We start from the raw sequence: 19,915 nt of genomic DNA on the forward strand, positions 1-19,915 counted from the left end.
ATAATCGGCAATGAACCGGTGGTCCTACCTTTAACAAGCTGGGCCGCCCGTGCGGTTTTGAACTTTGTCAAAGGTGGTCTTACCATTTCAACTCGCCTGGATAGCCGACTGCCAACCGGCATATGCCTCGTTTACAGCCGAACTATCAGTAGTCGGATTGATGGCAGATTTACAGTCGTTTAATTGCTGTAAATGAGCCAGATCTTTATACATCCCGGTTTTTAATCCAGCCAGATAAGCCGCTCCCAGTGCCGATACGTCTGGCATGTCCCGATTGATGACCGCTTTACCCAGTAAATCAGCCAGAAATTGCAGGACGAAGCCATTCGAGGTGAGGCCACCGTTTACCATGAGTTCTTCCAGCGGAATGCCCGTGTCCTGTTCCATCGCCAGAATCACGTCCTTAATCTGATACGGAATGGATTCCAAAGCCGCCCGAACGATGTGGTTTCGGTTCGATCCGAACGTAAGGCCGGAAATAGACGCCTTGCGGGACATTTCCCAGTGAGGAGCGCCCAGGCCACTGAACGCAGGCACAACATACACGCCACCATTGTCGGGGACAGCCGTCGCCATCGCTTCGGTTTCGCGGCTCTCAGCAAACAGTCCCAGGTTATTTTTCAGCCACTCGATGGTGGCCCCACACGTAACGATAACCCCTTCCAGCGCATAATCCACCGAACGTCGGCCCGGTCGCTCCTCAGTACTCCAGCAAATCGTAGTGATCATCCCATGCTGCGACGTAGTGGGCTTTTCGCCAATGTTCATGATGATGGAACAACCGGTGCCCAAAGTCGCTTTGGCGGTGCCAGGCGTAAAGCAACCCTCACCAAACGCAGCCGCCTGCGAATCGCCAATCAAGCTCGCAATGGGCAGAACATGGTCGAATAATCCGTTAAAATTAGACTCGCCGAACAACGCCGACGACGGTTTTGGCTCCGGCAAATTCAGATTTGATAACCCGAACGTAGCGAGCAACTCCTGATCCCAGCTCAACGTATTGAGATTAAAAAATAGCGTTCGGGATGCGTTCGTATAATCGGTCAGATAGCGTTGCCCATTCGTTAATTTATAGAGCAGCCACGTATCAATCGTGCCGAAATAGGCTTTTCCGGCATCGATAGCCTGCTTTACGCTGGCGTTGTTTTCATAGAGCCAGATCAGCTTGCTGCCCGAAAAATACGGGTCGATAAACAGGCCGGTTTTCGACTGAATCGTCTCCGCCAGCCCCTCCGCTTTCAGTCGCTCGCAAACCCCGATGGATCGTTTGCACTGCCAGACGATTGCGTTATGCAGCGGTACGCCAGTTTCGTCCCAGACAACAAATGTTTCGCGCTGATTGGAAATGCCACAAGCCGACACCTCCCGCAAATCGCCACCCTGAGCCGCAAACGTACCGATGCATTTTCCAACGGACGTCAGTACATTCCGAAAGATTTCTTCGGGGTCCTGCTCGACGTAACCATCCCCGAAGTAGTTGGTTTTCAGCGGCTCCGACGCACGGGCTGCCACTTGTCCGGCTCCGTCAAACAAGAGCGTTTTCGTGCTGCTGGTGCCCTGGTCGATGGCTAGGATGTAGGAATTGGTCATATGGTTTTGTCTGAAATGTTTACCCCAGCCCCTCTCCTTGAAATAAAGGGAGGGAGCTAACTCTCGCTGATTTCTACCGCTCGCCAAAAAGCACACTATTAATTTTTCAGAGGTTCACCCCTGCCCTTGTTTTCAGGGGAGGGGCCGGGGGTGGGGTCACTTTTAGTCTGCTTTTGAATTCGATTTATCAATAATGACGGCGAGCAGAATAACGAAGCCTTTCACGACCTGCTGCCAGAACGGCGATACGTTGAGAAGAACCAGCCCGTTGTTCAACACGCCGATGATGATGGCCCCCTGCACTGTGCCTAAAATACTACCCCGGCCACCCGACAGCGACGTACCGCCAATGACTACAGCCGCAATAGAGTCGAGTTCGTAGCTCGTGCCCGCATTGGGTTGGGCCGAATCCAGCCGGGACGTAACGAGCAACCCGCCAACGGCCGCCAATGCCCCGGCAATGGTGTAGACTGCGATTTTAATTTTGTTAATGTTTACGCCCGACAGTCGGGCCGCACTCTCACTGCCGCCAATGGCGTAGATGTAACGCCCTAATCGGGTTTTATTCGTGACCAGCACGGCGATGGCGACGATAATCCCCGACAGCCAAACGGGTAGTGGAATCCCTAAAAACCAGCCCGTTCCCAGAAAGGTAAATGAATCGCCAAGACCCGTAATCGGAAAGCCTTCTGTCCAGAGCATAGTCAGTCCGCGGGCGATGGTCAGCATGGCGAGTGTTGCCACAAAGGGCGGTAGTTTGAAACGCGTAATAGCCCAGCCGTTGAACCAGCCCAGCCCGGAGCCGGTCAGCAATCCGGCCAACGTAGCGCCTAGCAACGTAAAGCCAATGTACAAATTCGACGAGGGCAATTGAATCCCGTTACGTAGCAAACCGGCGGTGATCGCTCCCGAAAGTGCCAGTACCGAACCAACGGACAGGTCGATTCCGGCCGTGAGCACCACAAGCGTCATGCCCGTTGAAATGCACACGTTGACCGAAATCTGCCGCAGTACGTTCCAGAAATTGGCAACGGTCATAAATTTGTCGGACATGAGACTTATGCCCAGACAAAGAATAAACAGTGCAATGAGCGACTGAAACTTTGTGATAAATGGCCGGTAGGAATTTAAGGTTAGTTGCATAGAAACGTAAGAAACGGTCAGAAAACCCCTAAATCCCCTGAAGGGGACTTTGTTTGAGTACGAGCCAAGTCCCCTTCAGGGGATTTAGGGGTTTTCTGACCTGTTGTAATATCTAACTAGTTTTCGGAATAGCGGCTTTGAGAATTGAGTCTTCCGACGCATCCTGCACAGCCATTTCAGCGGTTAAATTGCCTTCGCACAAGACCAGAATCCGGTCGGAAATGGCCAGAATTTCGGGTAGTTCGGAGGAGACGACAATGATGCCCATGCCTGCATCCGCCAATTGCAGAATGAGTTTGTAAATTTCATTCTTGGCGTTGACATCGATGCCGCGCGTGGGTTCATCGAGCATCAGCAGCTTCGGATTCGTAGCAAGCCATTTCGACAGTACAATTTTCTGCTGATTACCGCCACTCAGGTTCCGGGCTGTCTGCTTTTCCGAAGGCGTTTTAATACGTAGATCAGCGATGTATTTCTTTGCCAGCGTTGTCTCCTTTTTCTGACTCAGAAAACCCGTTTGTTCAATGTTTTCCAATGCCGTCAGGCTGATGTTGGTCTGGACATCCATTCCCAGAACCAGGCCGTCTTTCTTGCGATCTTCCGGGACAAGCGCCATGCCCGATGTGATCGAATGAATAGGACTTCTAAACTGAACGTACTGTCCGTCAAGGCTAACTGTCCCGCTGGATCGCTTTGGATGGAGGCCAAACAAGGTTTCCAATAATTCCGTCCGACCCGCGCCCATAAGCCCGAAAATGCCGACAATTTCACCCCGCCCCACCGTGAACGAGAGATTTTTCAGCTGATTATCCTGCACACGAATGGGATGCTTGAGACACAGATTTTTGACCGAAAGCAACGTATCATGCACCCGACCATTCGCCTGACGTCGGATGCTGGTAATATCCCGGCCCACCATCTTACGAATTAATGTATCGTGGTCGATGCCCTGCATACTACCCGATTCGATGGATTTTCCGTCCCGCAAAACAACATAGCGGTCGGCAATGGTGAACAGTTCATCCAGCTTATGAGAGATGTACACAATGGCCTTATTTTCGCGTCGCAGATCGGTGATGATGTCGAACAAAACTGCCACTTCGCTTTCGCTAATGGCCGACGTAGGCTCATCCATGATGATGACTTCCGACTCAACGAGCAGAGCTTTCGCAATCTCAACGACCTGCTGCTGACCAACTTTCAGCTCCGCGACCAACGTATCGGGCGAGATATCCAGCTTGAGTTTATCCAGTAATTTCTGGCTCGTTTGCCGCATGGCTTTCTTGTCGAGCGTACCCCAGCGCGTGGTGATTTCGCGTCCCAGAAAAATGTTTTCCGTAATGCTCAGGTACGGAATCAGGTTGAGTTCCTGGTGGATAATGGCAATGCCACAGGCCTGCGCGTCGCGGATGGAGTTGAAACGAACCGGCTCACCCTTGAAACGAATCTGCCCTTCGTAATCATCGTACACACCCGACAGAATTTTCATCAGCGTGGATTTTCCCGCGCCGTTTTCCCCAATCACCGCCGTTACGTTGCCCGCCAGAAATTCCAGGCAAACCGTATCCAGCGCCGTTACGCCCGAAAATCGCTTCGTGATGTTTTCTGCTACTAGCATAGGATGTAGGGCCTGGTGCCTGGTGCGTAGTGCTTGGATTGAATTCTACTTGTTAGGGACTTCTCTCCTTGCCCCTTGCTCCCCGCGCCAAGCTCTACTGAAATTAGAATGACTTCCAGATTCTCAAGGCGCAAATGCGCTTTATTCAACTCGATGACACCGACAAATTTGACCGTGCTTCCAGTTTTCGTGCTGGCTTTGAATAACGGTATTACCTTGTTTCGGATGATCGTGTTGAGTTCGGTCGATACGTTGTTCAGGTCCATCGTGTTGTCAAATTCCGTGATCTTGATCAAGCCTGACGCATCACGTGCGGCATTCCCGAAAATGTATTCGGTGGCAAGATTTACCGATTCACCATCGGGCAGTGCAACTGTTACGTCGTTGTCGCCGATGGCGGTTATTTGGCCTTCTCCTTTTACCAGAAAATAGCGAATGTTGCCGATGCCCAGCGCATGCGAGTACGTATCAAACGCTTTCTCTCTGTCGGTTTTCAGCGACGAAATGAGCGTACTCAACTCCGTTGCTGAACTCGCTCCCGCCGGAAGCAGCTTCGTTGTCCAGAACGTATTGGCGTAAGCGGCCGCATCGAATTTCGATCCCGCGTTGGCACCTGACGTAGCATTTACCTCATCCAGCTTCTTGAAATAGACCGAGTTATAGGCAACGACGCCGAGCAGAACGAGCAGAATAGCGTATTTTAAGGTGTTTTTAGGCATGGTTTCTCAAGGCTTTTTGATGGCGACGTAATCCTTGATATTCCCCTGCTCGACCAGTTCGACGGCCACGGGCACCTTCTTCGCAAAGTCCCGCTTTCCTTTGAAGTACTCGTCGGCGTATTGAGCGGCTGTTTTGGCCATCGTTTGGGGCGATTGTAAACCCGTCGCTTTTATTTTGCCATCGCGGATGGAATTCATTACGTCGTCGGCACCGTCGAAACCAAACACGCCCACGTCTTTCGCTTTCCCGGCGGCCACCAGTGCCTGATACGCACCCATCGCCATTGCATCATTTCCGCAGAAAACCGCGTTGATGTCGGGTTGCGCCTGCAAGATGGATTCGAGGACTTCCATCGCCTTATTCCGATCGAAATCAGCGCTTTGCTGGGCAACCATTTTAAAATTCGGGTAGCGATCAACGACGCTATGAAAGCCTTTCGAGCGGTTCCAGGTGTTGTTATCGCCCACCAGCCCCAGAATTTCGACGTACTTGATGGGTGCATCTTTGGCTTTGCTACGTAGTGTTTGCACAAAATATTTGCCGATGGCCACGCAACCCGAATAATTGTCGGACAGGATCTGGCATGTAGCGGCCTGTGGCGAGTTGACTTCCCGGTCCATACAGAACACCGGAATACCGGCGTCTTTGGCTTTCATCGCGTTCACAATCGACCCATCCGAATCCGTCGGATTAAGCAGAATGGCGTTAAAACCTGAGACGATGGCGTTCTCAAAATGGTCGTTTTCCAGCGCCGTATTATTCTGGGAATCAAAGATTTTCGTCTCGTACCCCAGCGCTTTTGCCTGAGCCGCAGCCGTTTCGGCCAGCACCACAAACCACGGATTGTTGAGCGTCGAGACAATCACCGCCACCTTTTTTGGCTGGCTCGTATCAGACTTGTTCGTGCAACTGCCAGCCAGGAAAACTAGACACAGCAATCCAACAGTGTAACTTTTCATATTTGATCAAGCTTAAACACCCCCAACCCCCTAAAGGGGGCTTAATCCCATAGTGAATAAAGCCCCCTTTAGGGGGTTGGGGGCGTGGTCACGGAAACACAGTCACGATAACCCGCTGGTAACGAGTAAGGGGCAGGTTGCCGGTATCCGTCACCGCCAGAATGACGTGAAATGTTTCGGGTTTCGTAACCTTCGGCGCTACGACAAAGGCATTCTTTTTCCGTTTATCCTGTACCTCAAGCGGTCGATTACTGTCAAACGTGCCCGGCTCACGGTAATAGATCCACTCGTAGGTCAACGGATTACCATCGGGATCGGTCGATCCCTCGGCGCTCAACATGACCTTTTCGCCACTCTTCGCCCGCAACTCATTCGGGTGATTGAGCACAGCAACGGGCGGGTGGTTAGCTTCTTTGTACGCTTTCGTCGTCCAGTCGATACGGGCAGCAAAATCGTTCTGATACGCCCGGCGCCAACGCCAGATCGTGGCTTTGTTGCTGGTATGCCAGGCACTATCGGCCCCCATCACTTCATCTTCCGCATCCGACCAGAAGGGGCGCGTTTCGGGTTCGTAAAACCACTTGCGGGTGCGGGGGGTATAAAATTCGTAACGCCCACCCCAGCTGCCGTAATTAGGATGCTCGGGATCGCTTAAGCCGTTGTTGATCAGGAATAAAAAGGTGGGCGTGTCACCTTCCATCAGGAATTTCGTGAACGGATGTTCGGCTCCCAGCGGACCGTGATTTTTGCGAATATGTTCGTCTAGCCAAGGATTATCGACGATACTGAAATCGCCCCCCCGAAACCGCCCGTGAAAATTATCCCCGCTGATACCGCTCCACGTAGCATGATGATACGCGCCACCCGCATGCATACCAGGACTGGCAATAAAAAACAGATTCGGGAAGGTCTTGCGAAGCCACGGCCCCGAATCGTCCTGATCCGAAATGGTATAGACCCGAAGCTTGGCCACGAATTTCTCGACGTCATCGGGTGTGCGGGTCTGACGTACTTTCCAGAGTGCCTGCGCGAGACAGTTGGCCCCGCCCCAAACCGGAACCCAGACCGGGCGATTGTCTTTCTTATCGACTACCGAAATAATCCACTCCGAGCCTTCGGAGTCTTTACCAGCTCCAACGGCCTCCATGCCGTAGTTTGGATAACTCGCCTTAATGAGGCTGGTTAGATACGTCGTTTCGGGATAACCTTTCTCATGCAGCAACAGGTTCGTTCTAACTTTTCCGTACGCCGTTACGATCTGTTTTATCTTGTCAGGCGCTACCCGATTCGGTTGGTGAATGGATGTCGTCGCAATCAGGCCCTCCACGTCCCATTGGTTCGAATACGTCAGGAAACGTACCATCGACTGCGCGTCATCCGGCTCATTCTCAATATCCGTCAGCACCAGCACCCGCAGCTTTTGGGGCGATTGCTGAGCGTGACATACGAGAGATGCCAGCGCTAATAGAAATATTACAGTATGTGAATGGAAGGGTTTCATTAAGTTTTTAGGAATAGTCTTATTGGCAAGCTGTTTTACCCCCAGCCCCCTTAAGGAGGCTTTCCCTATACTCAACTAAAGTCCCCTTCAGGGGATTTAGGGGTAATTCATCATCTATTTATCAACGTCACCGCTTCTTTCGCGATACCGTCTTCCGACAGGCCGTAGTGATTGAAAATCTCTACCTGTGATCCGGTAACAGTGTATTCGTCGGGGATACCCATGATTTTGAATCGATTACGAAAGCCGTTCATCATTAGGAACGAGGCACAGGCTTCGCCCAAACCGCCAAATACGCTGTGTTCTTCGACCGTCAGGATCGGGCAGCCTTTGGCCGCTACGTTCGCCAGCAGATCGTAATCCAGTGGCTTGATCGTGTGCATACTAATCACCGTCGAACGGATGCCTTGCGTAGCTTCCAGTTGGCGGGCGGCCTGAAGCGCGGGATAGACCGTTTCGCCGGTCCCGATCAGCACCAGATCGTCGCCTTCGCAGATAACCCGGCCTTTCCCAAAGTCAAATTCCTGATTCTCCTCCGACAACAGCGGCATTGCCTTTTTGCCGAATCGGATATAAATCGGATGCTCCGCTTGGGCGGCTAATCGGATGGCCTGCTCCGTCTCGAAATTATCGGCGGGCGCTACCACGATCAGGTTATGAACAGCCCGTAGCGCGGCAAAATCGTGCAGGCTGTGGTGCGTAGACCCTAACGCCCCATAGCTGACACCCGCGCTGATGCCGATGAGTTTCACTGGATTGTTAGAATACGCTACGTCGGTTTTGATCTGTTCAAACGACCGCGCCGTCAGGAAACAGGCGGGCGATACGGCAAATACTTTCTTACCCGTCGACGCCAGACCAGCCGCCACACCCACCAGATTTTGCTCCGCAATACCGATTTCAATGAGCTGAGCCGGGTATTTCTGGCCAAAAGGCACCAGCTTCCCCGACCCCCGCGAATCACTGGTGACGGCCAGAATCTGACGATCAGTGCTGGCTAACTCCTGCAACGTACTGGAAAATATATCCAGATTCGCTTGGGCCACATTAGGCTGGGCTTTTTTATCAACTACTGTAATTACTTCTCCCATAAGATTTATTGATTCAGCTTACTGCAACGCCATTTCTGCCTCTGCCAACTCGTCCTGCGCCAGTACGTATTGCTCCGGATTTGGTACGCCGTGGTGCCATTTCAACTGGTTTTCCATATAGCTGATGCCCTTGCCTTTGATGGTGTGCGCAATGATGAGGCTCGGTTTTCCCGGCTCAAAAGGTAGCGAATCGAAAGCGTCGGTAAGGGCTTGAAAATCGTGACCGTCTACATGACGTACCGCCCAGCCGAATGCTTCAAATTTCCTGTCGAGGGGATCGGTACTGCACACATCCGCCGTTGGCCCGGATATTTGCAAGCCGTTCTTATCGACAATGGCGCAAAGGTTATCAAGCTTATACTGAGCCGCTAACAGAGCCGCTTCCCAGTTGGAGCCTTCGGGTAATTCGCCATCGCCCAGCAGCGTAAACACACGATAGGCAAGGTCGTCCAGCTTTGCCGATATAGCCGTACCGACGCTCAGAGACATGCCGTGTCCCAGAGAACCTGTATTCTGCTCAACACCAGCAACCTTTTTCGTGGGGTGACCAATGTAGTGGGACTTGTACTGACACAAGGTTTCCAGATCCGATTCGGGGAAAAAACCTTTGTCAGCCAGCACGACGTAGAGCGCTTCGACGGTGTGGCCTTTGCTCTGTATATAGCGGTCGCGCGTGGGTGATTTGGCCGTTTCGGGACTGACATTCAGTACGTAATTATAGAGCACGTTCAGAATGTCGATGCACGACAAACTCCCACCCGTATGCCCGGCTTTGGCCCCTACGATGTATTTGAGAATATTTTTTCGATAAAGAACCGACTTGCGGGCTAACTCCTGTTGCGTCATGATTTTCGTGTTGAACAATTCAGAGATGGATAGACCGATGATTTTTATGATTTGTTGGTCGGAATGGCTCTGTTAATCATAACTCATCATATAGATCATAAAAATCTGCGTGCTAGTGAGACTTAGTGGTTGTACACTTCCCAACCCATGTAATTTTCCATAGCCTCGGTCAGGATGCCGGCGGTTTTGGAGGCATTCATGACCACATGGTGCTCAAAGCCATTTCGGCAAATGTATTTCATCAGGCTCTGGAGGTTATCGATCTGCGCGACGGCCCGGTTTCCGAACGTATTCAGCGCATCGTCGGTCAGAGCACCTTCGCCAACGTAAGCTTTGATAACGCCTTTCGTGTCGTCTGTGCTGATTCGTCCGAAGGTAAGCGGAGACGCCGGTGTTCGGCCATCCAACGCACCATATGTATTTTCTTCGCCAATGGTCGTTCCCAGAATTGGTGCTGTACTCATTTGAATATCAGGCAAAAACGATTTTGCCCAGTTGCCGCAATGGAACAGCACGCATTTGTTTTCGTCGTCGGCGTAGTTGTTATTCCAATCGACCAGCGCACTCGGCGAACCGGAGGCCAGTTGCATCGCATACATGCTCAACGTACCCGTTACGTCCACTTCGCAGGCGCTCGGCAGCATATTCTCGCTCATGATGCTCATGCTCGTGCAGACGTTACAGCCGTAGTTTTGCTGAAGCGACGTCCAGCATTGAATGGCCGTCGCATCCAGCGAATGTTCAGCCATGAAATTATTCAGTACGACGTCTAATTTGGCAATCTGAACGAGTTTATCGTCGGGTGTGCGACCCGTAGGTGTATAGGCTTTGATAGCGTCGAGCCGTTCTTTTACCGGTTGATCGGCGGCAGTCAGTTTATTGGCATGGCCCAGAATCTGCGACAGGTCGACAGTCACGACCGAAATGCCGTTTCGCTGGAGAATCTTTTCGCTGTAACGAACCGTATTAAAGCCACCCGGCCGAGCGCCGATCGCACCAATCCGAACGTTACGGAGTCCCTTCACTACCCGACAGGTCGCCACAAAATTCAGCAGATCGCTGTGGAAACTAGGGTCCGACGGATGTACGACGTGCTTGGTTGTCAGCGAATATTTGATACCGAATTGATAGAGGTTATTGCAGACCGAGATTTTGCCGCACCACGCATCCCGCCGACGCGCTACGTCCAGTCGGTTCAGATCATCGGGATACGCCTGAATTAGCACCGGTACGTCCAATCGAGCCCATTTCAACGTTTCAGCGACACCCTTTTCGTCACCGAAATTGGGCAGAACCACCAGCACACCCATAATCTCACTGGCATGGTTTCGGAACAGGTCGGCACATTTCTGTGCTTCCTGAAACGTTTCGACACCACCAAGTTTCGTGACCGACTCATCCAGCATAATGGCTTTAACGCCTGCTTTCTGAAACGCTTCGAGCAAATCGGCCCGACATTCTGCAACTAATCTATCCGGGAAGAAATCCCGGTTACCAATGATAACGCCTAGGGTTACGGGTTCACTCGTTTTTACACTCATGGGGTTAGTATCTCGCTACAATCAAGTCAGGCTGACAGGACACCTTAACGTATCCTTCAACTACAGCCTTCTTAGCAAAGGTAAAAACAATAAATAGAAAATAAAACAAATAAAAAGAAGACAACCTCATTATGAAAGGCGCGTAAGTTTAAAACTTCTTGCAGGTTATATAGGCTAAAACTAAGTTTACAAAAGTTTTTATGAATTGTTAATTATGCATTTAGACCGTTTTTGTAGTATCTATTTTATGTTTAGTTTAAAAATAGCGCCAATATTTTCTTTTGCTTTCTAAATCATACCTATTTTTGCCTTTCTATTTATTCCGCTTTCTACTAAAAATGAAAAAAGCCCTTTCGTTCGTCTATTTACTGCTACTGTTCGTATCACCCGGTTTTGCTCAGAAACAGGCCACCTGGATCTGGTATCCGGGCGATTTTGAGATCTGGTTAGGCAACAATATGCAAAACCGACGTACCGAACGGGGAACATTTCTGCCGCCTTTCTGGAAACTCGACAGCCACTACAATCTGATTGATTTTCACAAGGATTTCGACCTGACACAAGCCGAAGAAGTAGACTTATTTGTGGAAGGAAAATACAACGTCAAGATCGATGGAAAGGCGTTTTCGGGCTTTCCGAAGCGGATTACAGTGCCCGCCGGAAAGCATAAAGTAAGCCTTAAAGTGTTCTGTCAGGATCGGGTTCCGGCTATCTTTGTACAGGGTAAAAATGTAGTTTCGGACGCTACGTGGCTGGTTACGTTCGAGGATAAAGAGTGGATTGACGAAACCGGCAAAGCCTCCGATCAGTCGGGGACGACCTGGCTCAAGGCGGGTTCCTGGAATTTTAACGATTCACAAACCCCACCATCCAAATTCAAGCTGAATACCAAAGAGTTATCGGCAGTGAAAGTGGACAAAAAAGCGGGCTCACTCCTGCTGGACTTTGGCAAAGAAACCTTTGGCTTTATCAAACTGAGAGGGTTATCGGGCGAAGGCAACGTCAATATTTATTACGGCGAATCGCGGGAAGAAGCCCTGGCCACGGCTACCTGCGAAACCACCGATTTTTTGCAGATCGACAAGACGCAGAAACGCGATTCCACCATGGAGCTGACCAAGGCGTTTCGCTACGTTAATGTGCAGTATGATGGCAGCGTTTCGATGGATTCCGTGTCGATGTTGTACGAATTTCTGCCCGTTGCCGACCGGGGTGGCTTTCGGTGTTCCGACGAACAAATCAATAAGATTTACGACGTAGCGGTTTATACGCTCCACCTGAACACCCGCGAGTTTTTCATCGACGGCATCAAACGCGACCGCTGGATCTGGTCGGGCGATGCGGCTCAGAGTTACCTGATGAATTATTACCTGCTGTTCGACTCCCCCTCGGTGACGCGCACGATGCTGGCGCTACGTGGAAAAGAACCCGTAACGAGCCATATCAACACCATTATGGACTATACGCTGTACTGGTTTATAAGCATTTACGATTATTATCAATACACAGGTGACAAAGCATTTATCCAGCAATTCTATCCACGCATGCAAAGCCTGATGGACTATTGCCTGGCGCGTCGGAACAAGAACGGCTTGCTGGAAGGTCTGGCGGGCGACTGGGTGTTTATTGACTGGGCTGATGGGTTGAGCAAGAAAGGCGAAGTCAGTTTTGAGCAGTTGCTGTTTGCCCGCAGTCTGGAAACAATGGCCCTCTGCGCCAACATCGTGAACGACGCACCCAACGCGACAAAATACAATCAGCTGGCCACCGACGTAAAGGGAAAACTGTTCAGTTCGTACTGGAATGAAAGCAAGCACGCGCTGGTGCATAGCCGGGTGGATGGCGTGCCGACGGAGAACGTAACGCGCTACGCGAATATGTTCGCGATCTTCTTCAATTACCTGGATGAGGAAAAAAAACAGGCGGTTAAGCAACACGTGCTGCTCAATCCGGACGTACCGAAAATCACAACGCCCTACATGCGTTTCTACGAGCTCGAAGCCCTTTGCGCCCTAGGCGAGCAGAGCTACGTAACGAAAGAAATCAAAGATTACTGGGGCGGCATGCTGAACCTCGGCGCTACGTCCTTCTGGGAAGAATACAATCCGGCGAAAAAAGGCGCTGAACACTACGCAATGTATGGCCGTGATTTTGGCAAGAGCCTGTGCCACGCCTGGGGAGCCAGCCCGATTTATCTGCTGGGCAAATATTACCTCGGCGTTAAACCGACTACGCCCGCTTACGCTACGTATCTGATTGAACCTCAACTCGGTGGCTTGGAATGGATTGACGGCAAAGTCCCCACGCCCGACGGCGACGTCAGCGTGTATTGCAGCACTAAAGAAATCAAAATAACGGGAGCTGCCGGAACCGGAACGCTACGTTTCAAAAGCAAAACCAAACCCGTTTGCAAACAAGCCGAAGTACGTTCGGTAAATGCCGGATTATATGAGGTGACGGTAGAGAAAGGGAAGAGCTACGTAGTGAATTATAGGCCGTAGGAAAATTGATAACTCACTACATAGCTTAACTTCGCCGAGTGAGAACAGAGACTAAGCGACTGTATTCAAACCAGAACCGCTAACGTAGTCTTTGCAATATGGTGGCTAACAAACAAGTGCTTAATAATAACCATTATTCAACTCTATTAATGAATTTAATATAATGAAACACGGAATGCCAGTCCATCGCAAAGCTTTTTTGGTTATACACTATTCCAATTCAAATACTCAAACTTATATATGCTAGTTTCGAGAGAATTTAAACCTAAAAGAGATGAGTTAATATATCATTATTGTAGTGCGGAAACTTTTCACGCTATTTGTACATATAAGGCAATTAGATTTAGTGATTTATTTTCCATGAATGATTTTCTAGAAATTCATTGGGGTTATTCAATTTGGGAGAAAGCGGCTAACGAAATTATAAAAGATGTTGGAGAAAGTTTTTTGGACCAAATTGACAAAATAATTAGTACTACAGGTATTAGAACAAGCACTCTTGCAAGTTGTTTTTCCCTTAAACCGGATGTACTGAGCCAATGGCGATCCTATACTAATGATGGACATGGGTACTGTATTGGTTTTAAAGCACAAGATATTATCCAACTACCAGTAAGACCTCTGAAAGTTTTATACAATGAGAATAAACAGATAAAAGAAACAGTAGCAATTTTACGAGCAATATTTGAAACCGAAGATAACGACAATAACCAAGAAAAGTATGGAAAAAATTTCTTTCATGCTTGCGCAATGTTAGCTGTAGATTTGGCAGCGTTTAAGAATCCAGCCTTTGTTGAAGAGATGGAAATTAGATTACTCCATTTGTTAAATTTTGAACAGAGTAATAAGTTTCTCAGGTTAAAGGATATTGGAGGGACTAGTTTCGGTGAAGAAGTTGAAGGCGAACAAGTCAAATTTAGGATGGCAAATTCTTTACCAGTTCCTTATATTGATATTAACTTCACAAATAAAGGGAAGGTTAATCCAATAAAAGAGGTTTATATTGGTCCTAAGAATGATTCAAGAACGACAGCGATTTCTGTTTTTCTAGAAACTATGGACGTAGGAAATGTAAACGTAATAAAGTCAAAAGCATCTTACAGATAACATGAATAGCAAGTAACATTAATTTGGCAATAGTAGGCTTGGATCTTGTAAATTCAGAAGAGATTTTTTTATTTGGCAGTAATTAAATTTCCCCATAAGTAAAGAAATGCTCAATGATTATATAGTACTTTAGAACGGCCAAACAGCATTTTTATTAAATGATATATTCAGGTATAAAGACTATAGCTACCTCGCAAGCATGAACTAATTCATCGACTTTATTTTGCAGTTTGGCAGCTTAAACCAGCAGCAAGTAAATTGATTGGTTCGTGAATTAGTTTATGCTATTCATACTTGCTGTTTTCTGGCAAGCTATGAACACTCAGATTACAAAGTCAATAGTAGCAGAATTTTTCAGTGTCGCTGCTTTTCAAAATAATTCTGTAATAAAGATCTGCAAACACAACTAGGAATCCACTCAGTATCGAAATAATAACGACTATTCCTAGAACGAGCTCATCTGAAGATGGAATAGTAAGCAGGAAGATTGCTTTAAACAGGAATAGAAAGTCAGTTTGGTCTATCATAAAACAAATTAGTATACCCACTTTGCTTTCATACTATTAAAGATTATGGGTGTTCAGGCATCGACCTTTTAAGTCACTAGCGTTGCTGTAAGTTGATAGACAAATTACAGCAACGCTAGTAAAAAACAACTCGGGCTTAGAACCTAACAATTACTGCTTCACCAGTTTCACCGTTTGAACCTGTGTGGGGGTTTGTACTTTAAGGATGTATAGCCCGGTTGAACGGCCGAGTTGCACCTGATGCCGCTCACCAGTACTTACCTGCTCAATACGTTGCTGGCTAACGATTTCACCCTGTTGGTTAACGACGTCCAGACTTACCGATTCATTGCTGACTCCATTTATTTCCACGTCGACGGTTTCATTGCGTGTGGGGTTTCCCAACACCACTACCTGTAACTTACCAACTTCCCCTTCCTCGGCTGCCTTGCGCAGGCCGTTACTGCAACGCGACAACCAGTTCCAGGCAAAACTAGCCGTGCGACCCTGCGAATCCCAGGCTACGATGGTTACGATTGGGTTATCAACATAGGGGTAAAAAATGGCGTCAGGATTCGTGGTTGGCTGAAGGAGTCCCGCTATAGAGTAGCTCATGGGCGGGGTAAAGGTGCCCGAAAATTCAGGTATAAAACGAACAGCACGCAGTTCGGGCCGCGAAGGGGTTCCCGCTCTCATTACGTCACAGTTTAGGAGTGTTGCTCCCGAAACAGAAAATGGCATTGGATCAGCGGCCGATGTGATGATCGTGCACTTTTCACCAACCGCGATAAACTGACCGTTCAGATACCGGATGGCGTTCAGATTGCCAATGTAGTTCGGTGCACTTTTGGGAACCGGATTCAGGCCATCAGTAGTCGTCAGGATGGACGTATTGCCCGCAATAACGAACTGGCCGTTTCCGAACGTAATGCTGCCCGTATTGGCCCCGGACGAGCTGCCGCTGCCCGTCCAGGTGATGCCATCGACAGACCGACGAACATTGCCCCCTCCACTACCAACGGCCACAAAGTAGCCATTGCCATACGCGATTCCGCTCAACGTATTGGTCGTGTTGGAGACGCGGCTCGTCCAGATGCTGCCATCCGGTGAGGTACAAATAGCCCCATTACTGCCGACGGCCACAAACAGACCATTCCCGTAAGCGATATCGATAAGACCCGACGGTGGCTGTGTCGAGGCTGGCGTCCAGGTCAATCCGTTGGTCGACACAATGGGGAGCCCCGTACCAACGGCCACAAACCGGTTCTTGCCGTAGACAATAGCTTTATAGCTGCTCCCCAGTTTCCGAAACGTCCAGGCGGTTCCATCCGGCGACGTTAAAATATGACCATAGTAGCCTACGGACGCAAATAACCCCTGCCCGAACGCCACATCGCTGGGGGCTGGATAGGCAGGAAATTCAGTACGGTTGAAGGTAACTCCATCAGTCGAGACCAGAAGCTGAGCTGTCGATCCAGTATTGTAGCTGTTTCCGAATGTTACATACCGGCCGTTCCCGTAGGCTGCGCTACTCAGATTGCTCTGCCCGTCGGGGGCGCTGGTGGCCTGCCAGGTGACTCCATCAGTGGATCGCCGGATGCTGGTGCCAACCATTACAAATTGATTGTTGGCGTAGATAACACCCTGCATGGTTTCCAGTAAACCGATATCGCGTTTGGTCCAGGTGATGGCATTGGATGAAGTCAGCACGGCTCCGTAATATCCCACCGCCACAAACTGACCGTTGCCGTAGGTAATATCGTATAGATTGTAGTCGGTACCACCGGCCGGTAGCTGCGTGGTCCAGGTGATCCCATCGGTTGAAATCAGCCGTTCATTCGTTGGATAACCGCCCACGGCTACGTACTTCCCATTGCCGTAGGCGACATCTTCCATAGCCAACCCCGAACTAGTCTGGCGCCTGGTCCAGGTGATTCCGTTTGGGGATGTGAATATCATGCCTCCGTAGCCTACCGCCACGAACTGACCCCCGCCATACGTAACACCCCGCAACGTAGCAGGAACGGGACTATACACGTAGCGCGAGGTCCAGGTGTTGCCATCCGAAGAGGTTAAAATGGTACTATTCTCACCAACAGCCACATACAACGAACCGCCATACGTAACGTCATTCAACGTTTGGGTGGTTGGCGACGATTTTGGTGACCAGGAGTAGCCGTTATCACTGCTGCCATAAACGATACCGTTGGCCCCCACCGCTACAACGCCAACAATGGGTGAGCCAGCCGTTACACCGTTGAGTTGATAACTGGTTCCAATTATTGCTTTCCCCCAGGTAGTTCCGTTCGTGGAAATCGCTACGGTGTTGTTGTCCACTACGCCAATGAACTGACCATATTTATAGGTAACTGAACTTAGATTAAACGGCCTGCGTGCAGTCCAGATCGATTGAGCCGTGACGGTCAGGGAGACTATTAAAAACAGACCGATGAGAAGTTGAGAGAGTAAACAAAATGCCCAATTTGAAGAGCGATACGTAACAGTAGACATATAATTCGTTTGCGTTAAATGTTCGTCCCTTTTGTCGGAAAGGAGATTGTGGAGGGTAACACGCTTGAGCAAACGGTAAAACTGAACATCGAAAATTGCTGAGCTTTATTGAAGTTATAGATATACATCAGATTACCTCACTACTGTATAAGCTAACATCCTACAATTTCCAGCGAAAATAGAAGAGCTAAAAAGAGTTTTTTGCTATTAATTTTGGCTTTTATACTATTTAACTAGCATGGGTTCTACAATTAGGCTAACCAAAACCGCTTTATTGGCTTTCGCTCTGTCACCCCTGGCGCAGGTTACGTTTGCTCAAACCAAAGCGCTGGTCAATACGTCGCAGAGCAAGTTTGCGCGGCTGGAAAGCACGGACCTGAACGCCGTGAAATGGACGACGGGCTTCTGGGCTGATCGGTTTGCCGTGTGCCGCGATTCGATGGTGCCGCATTTGTGGGATACTTACACCGATGCGAAGGTCAGTCACTCGTTTCGAAATTTTGAGATAGCGGCTGGTTTGGAAGAAGGGAATTTCAAAGGTCCTTCCTTCCACGATGGTGATTTCTATAAAACCCTGGAGTCGGTGGCGAGTATGTATGCGCTCACCAAAGACAAAAAGCTGGACGAACAGATGGACAAAGCCATTGCGGTGATCGGCAAAGCGCAGGCACCCGATGGCTACGTATACACAAAGGCGATTATCCAGCAAAAGAAGTCCGGCGAAAAGAAGATGTTCGACGATAAGCTCAGTTTCGAGGCTTATAACTTCGGGCATCTGATGACGGCGGCCTGTGTGCATTACCGCGCAACGGGCAAAACGTCGTTGCTGAACATTGCCAAAAAAGCCACCGATTTTCTGATTGGTTTTTACAACAACGCCAGCCCCGAGCAGGCACGTAACGCCATTTGTCCGTCGCACTACATGGGCATCACGGAGATGTACCGCACCACCCGCGATCCGAAATACCTGGCCTTAGCCCAAAAATTGATTGACATTCGGGGACTTTCGGAAGGAACAGACGACAACTCGGACCGCGTGCCGTTCCGGCAAATGAAAAAGGTGATCGGTCATGCTGTTCGGGCCAATTACCTGTTCGCCGGTGCCGCCGATGTGTTTGCTGAAACCGGCGACAGTACGTTGCTATCTACGCTCGATTTGATGTGGAATGACGTAGTGAATCGCAAAATGTACGTTACGGGCGGCTGTGGGGCGCTGTACGACGGTGTTTCGCCCGAAGGCACTGCCTACAAACCCGATACAGTGCAGAAGATCCATCAGGCGTATGGCAAAGCGTATCAGTTACCGAATCATTCGGCTCACAATGAAACCTGCGCCAACATCGGTAACCTGCTCTGGAATTACCGGATGCTGCAAATTACGGGCGAGGCCAAGTATGCCGACGTGATGGAACTGGAACTGTACAACGCGATTCTGTCGGGTGTGAACCTGGGCGGCACAAAATTTTTCTATACGAATCCACTGAGCGCGTCGGACGATTACCCGTATCAAATGCGCTGGATGGGCGGCCGTCAACCCTACATCCGGCTGTCGAACTGCTGCCCGCCCAACACGGTACGTACCATGGCCGAAGTGAGCAGTTACGCGTACAGTATTTCTGACAAAGGGCTGTGGGTGAACCTGTTTGGCGGCAGTCAGCTGAACACTACGTTGAAAGACGGTTCGGCACTACGTCTGACGCAAACCACAAATTACCCCTGGGATGGCACCGTCACTCTCCAACTGGAACAAGGGCCCGCGAAACCCTTTTCGGTATTTGTTCGTATTCCCGGCTGGTGCCAGGGCGCAACCATTAAAGTGAATGGTACTACGTTGTCAAAAGCGGTTCAGTCAGGCGAATACGCCGAAATCAACCGGACCTGGAAAGCTGGCGATAAGGTGGAAATCAGTTTGCCAATGCCAGTAAAACTCATTGAGTCGAATCCGCTGGTTGAGGAAAACCGCAATCAGGTGGCCGTCAAACGCGGGCCGATTGTGTATTGTCTGGAATCAGTAGATAACCAGAAAACGAAGCTGACCAACGTAGCATTGTCGTCAAAAAATGACTTTAAACCAACGCTCACCAGGATCGATAACAGCGACATGATGGCGCTGGAAGGCGACGCAAAACTCATCAACGAAGGCAACTGGACGAACCAACTCTATCGCGAAGTGTCAGACAGAGCACCTGCTTCCACCCGCATTCGTCTGATTCCGTACTACGCCTGGGCGAATCGCGGGCATTCGGAAATGGAAGTCTGGATTCCATTTATTCGGTAAGAT

At 49.7% G+C, this 19,915-nt stretch carries 13 protein-coding genes; 3 read left to right on the top strand and 10 right to left on the bottom strand.

The window, feature by feature from the left end:
* Positions 1-87: 87 nt before the first annotated feature.
* From BM202_RS12250 to BM202_RS12290, 9 genes are all read right to left on the bottom strand, one after another.
* On the bottom strand, positions 88-1,590 hold the full coding sequence (locus tag BM202_RS12250) for an FGGY family carbohydrate kinase (protein ID WP_093826392.1): 1,503 nt from the start codon (positions 1,588-1,590) through the stop codon (positions 88-90).
* Positions 1,591-1,752: 162 nt separating this feature from the next.
* Positions 1,753-2,733 (bottom strand): ABC transporter permease, encoded by a 981-nt coding sequence (locus tag BM202_RS12255; RefSeq protein WP_093826394.1) that lies wholly within the window; start codon positions 2,731-2,733, stop codon positions 1,753-1,755.
* Positions 2,734-2,845: 112 nt separating this feature from the next.
* Entirely contained in the window at positions 2,846-4,351 is a 1,506-nt protein-coding gene (locus BM202_RS12260; RefSeq protein WP_093826396.1) for a sugar ABC transporter ATP-binding protein, read from the bottom strand.
* Positions 4,345-5,070, bottom strand: a complete 726-nt coding sequence (locus tag BM202_RS12265) for a DUF2291 domain-containing protein (RefSeq protein WP_093826398.1) — start codon at positions 5,068-5,070, stop codon at positions 4,345-4,347. Before BM202_RS12265 ends, BM202_RS12260 begins: the two co-directional genes overlap by 7 nt.
* 6 nt (positions 5,071-5,076) lie before the next feature.
* Positions 5,077-6,030 carry a D-ribose ABC transporter substrate-binding protein gene (locus tag BM202_RS12270; protein WP_093826400.1) on the bottom strand — a complete coding sequence of 318 codons (954 nt, stop codon included), beginning with the start codon at positions 6,028-6,030 and terminating at the stop codon, positions 5,077-5,079.
* Between the two features lie 88 nt (positions 6,031-6,118).
* On the bottom strand, positions 6,119-7,531 hold the full coding sequence (locus tag BM202_RS12275; RefSeq protein WP_093826402.1) for a DUF1593 domain-containing protein: 1,413 nt from the start codon (positions 7,529-7,531) through the stop codon (positions 6,119-6,121).
* Positions 7,532-7,641: 110 nt separating this feature from the next.
* Complete coding sequence (locus BM202_RS12280; RefSeq protein ID WP_093826404.1) at positions 7,642-8,622, bottom strand: transketolase family protein; 981 nt, start codon at positions 8,620-8,622, stop codon at positions 7,642-7,644.
* Positions 8,623-8,640: 18 nt separating this feature from the next.
* Positions 8,641-9,468: a transketolase gene (locus tag BM202_RS12285; protein ID WP_093826405.1), complete on the bottom strand. Its 828-nt coding sequence runs from the start codon at positions 9,466-9,468 to the stop codon at positions 8,641-8,643.
* Between the two features lie 122 nt (positions 9,469-9,590).
* Entirely contained in the window at positions 9,591-11,009 is a 1,419-nt protein-coding gene (locus tag BM202_RS12290; RefSeq protein ID WP_093826408.1) for an L-fucose/L-arabinose isomerase family protein, read from the bottom strand.
* Between the two features lie 338 nt (positions 11,010-11,347).
* Here BM202_RS12290 and BM202_RS12295 point away from each other — a divergent pair, with 338 nt between their 5' ends.
* Positions 11,348-13,510, top strand: coding sequence for an alpha-L-rhamnosidase-related protein (locus BM202_RS12295; RefSeq protein ID WP_093826411.1), 2,163 nt, complete (start codon positions 11,348-11,350; stop codon positions 13,508-13,510).
* Positions 13,511-13,750: 240 nt separating this feature from the next.
* A complete protein-coding gene (locus BM202_RS12300; protein ID WP_093826413.1) occupies positions 13,751-14,617 on the top strand; it encodes a DUF2971 domain-containing protein in 867 nt (288 codons plus the stop codon).
* Between the two features lie 677 nt (positions 14,618-15,294).
* Here BM202_RS12300 and BM202_RS12310 read toward each other — a convergent pair.
* Positions 15,295-17,634, bottom strand: coding sequence for a T9SS type A sorting domain-containing protein (locus BM202_RS12310; RefSeq protein WP_093826415.1), 2,340 nt, complete (start codon positions 17,632-17,634; stop codon positions 15,295-15,297).
* Between the two features lie 238 nt (positions 17,635-17,872).
* Between BM202_RS12310 and BM202_RS12315 the strand changes: the two genes are divergently transcribed.
* A complete protein-coding gene (locus BM202_RS12315) occupies positions 17,873-19,912 on the top strand; it encodes an aceric acid hydrolase (protein WP_177236573.1) in 2,040 nt (679 codons plus the stop codon).
* Positions 19,913-19,915: the final 3 nt, after the last annotated feature.

It is taken from the genome of Spirosoma endophyticum, assembly GCF_900112365.1.
Taxonomy (GTDB): domain Bacteria; phylum Bacteroidota; class Bacteroidia; order Cytophagales; family Spirosomataceae; genus Spirosoma; species Spirosoma endophyticum.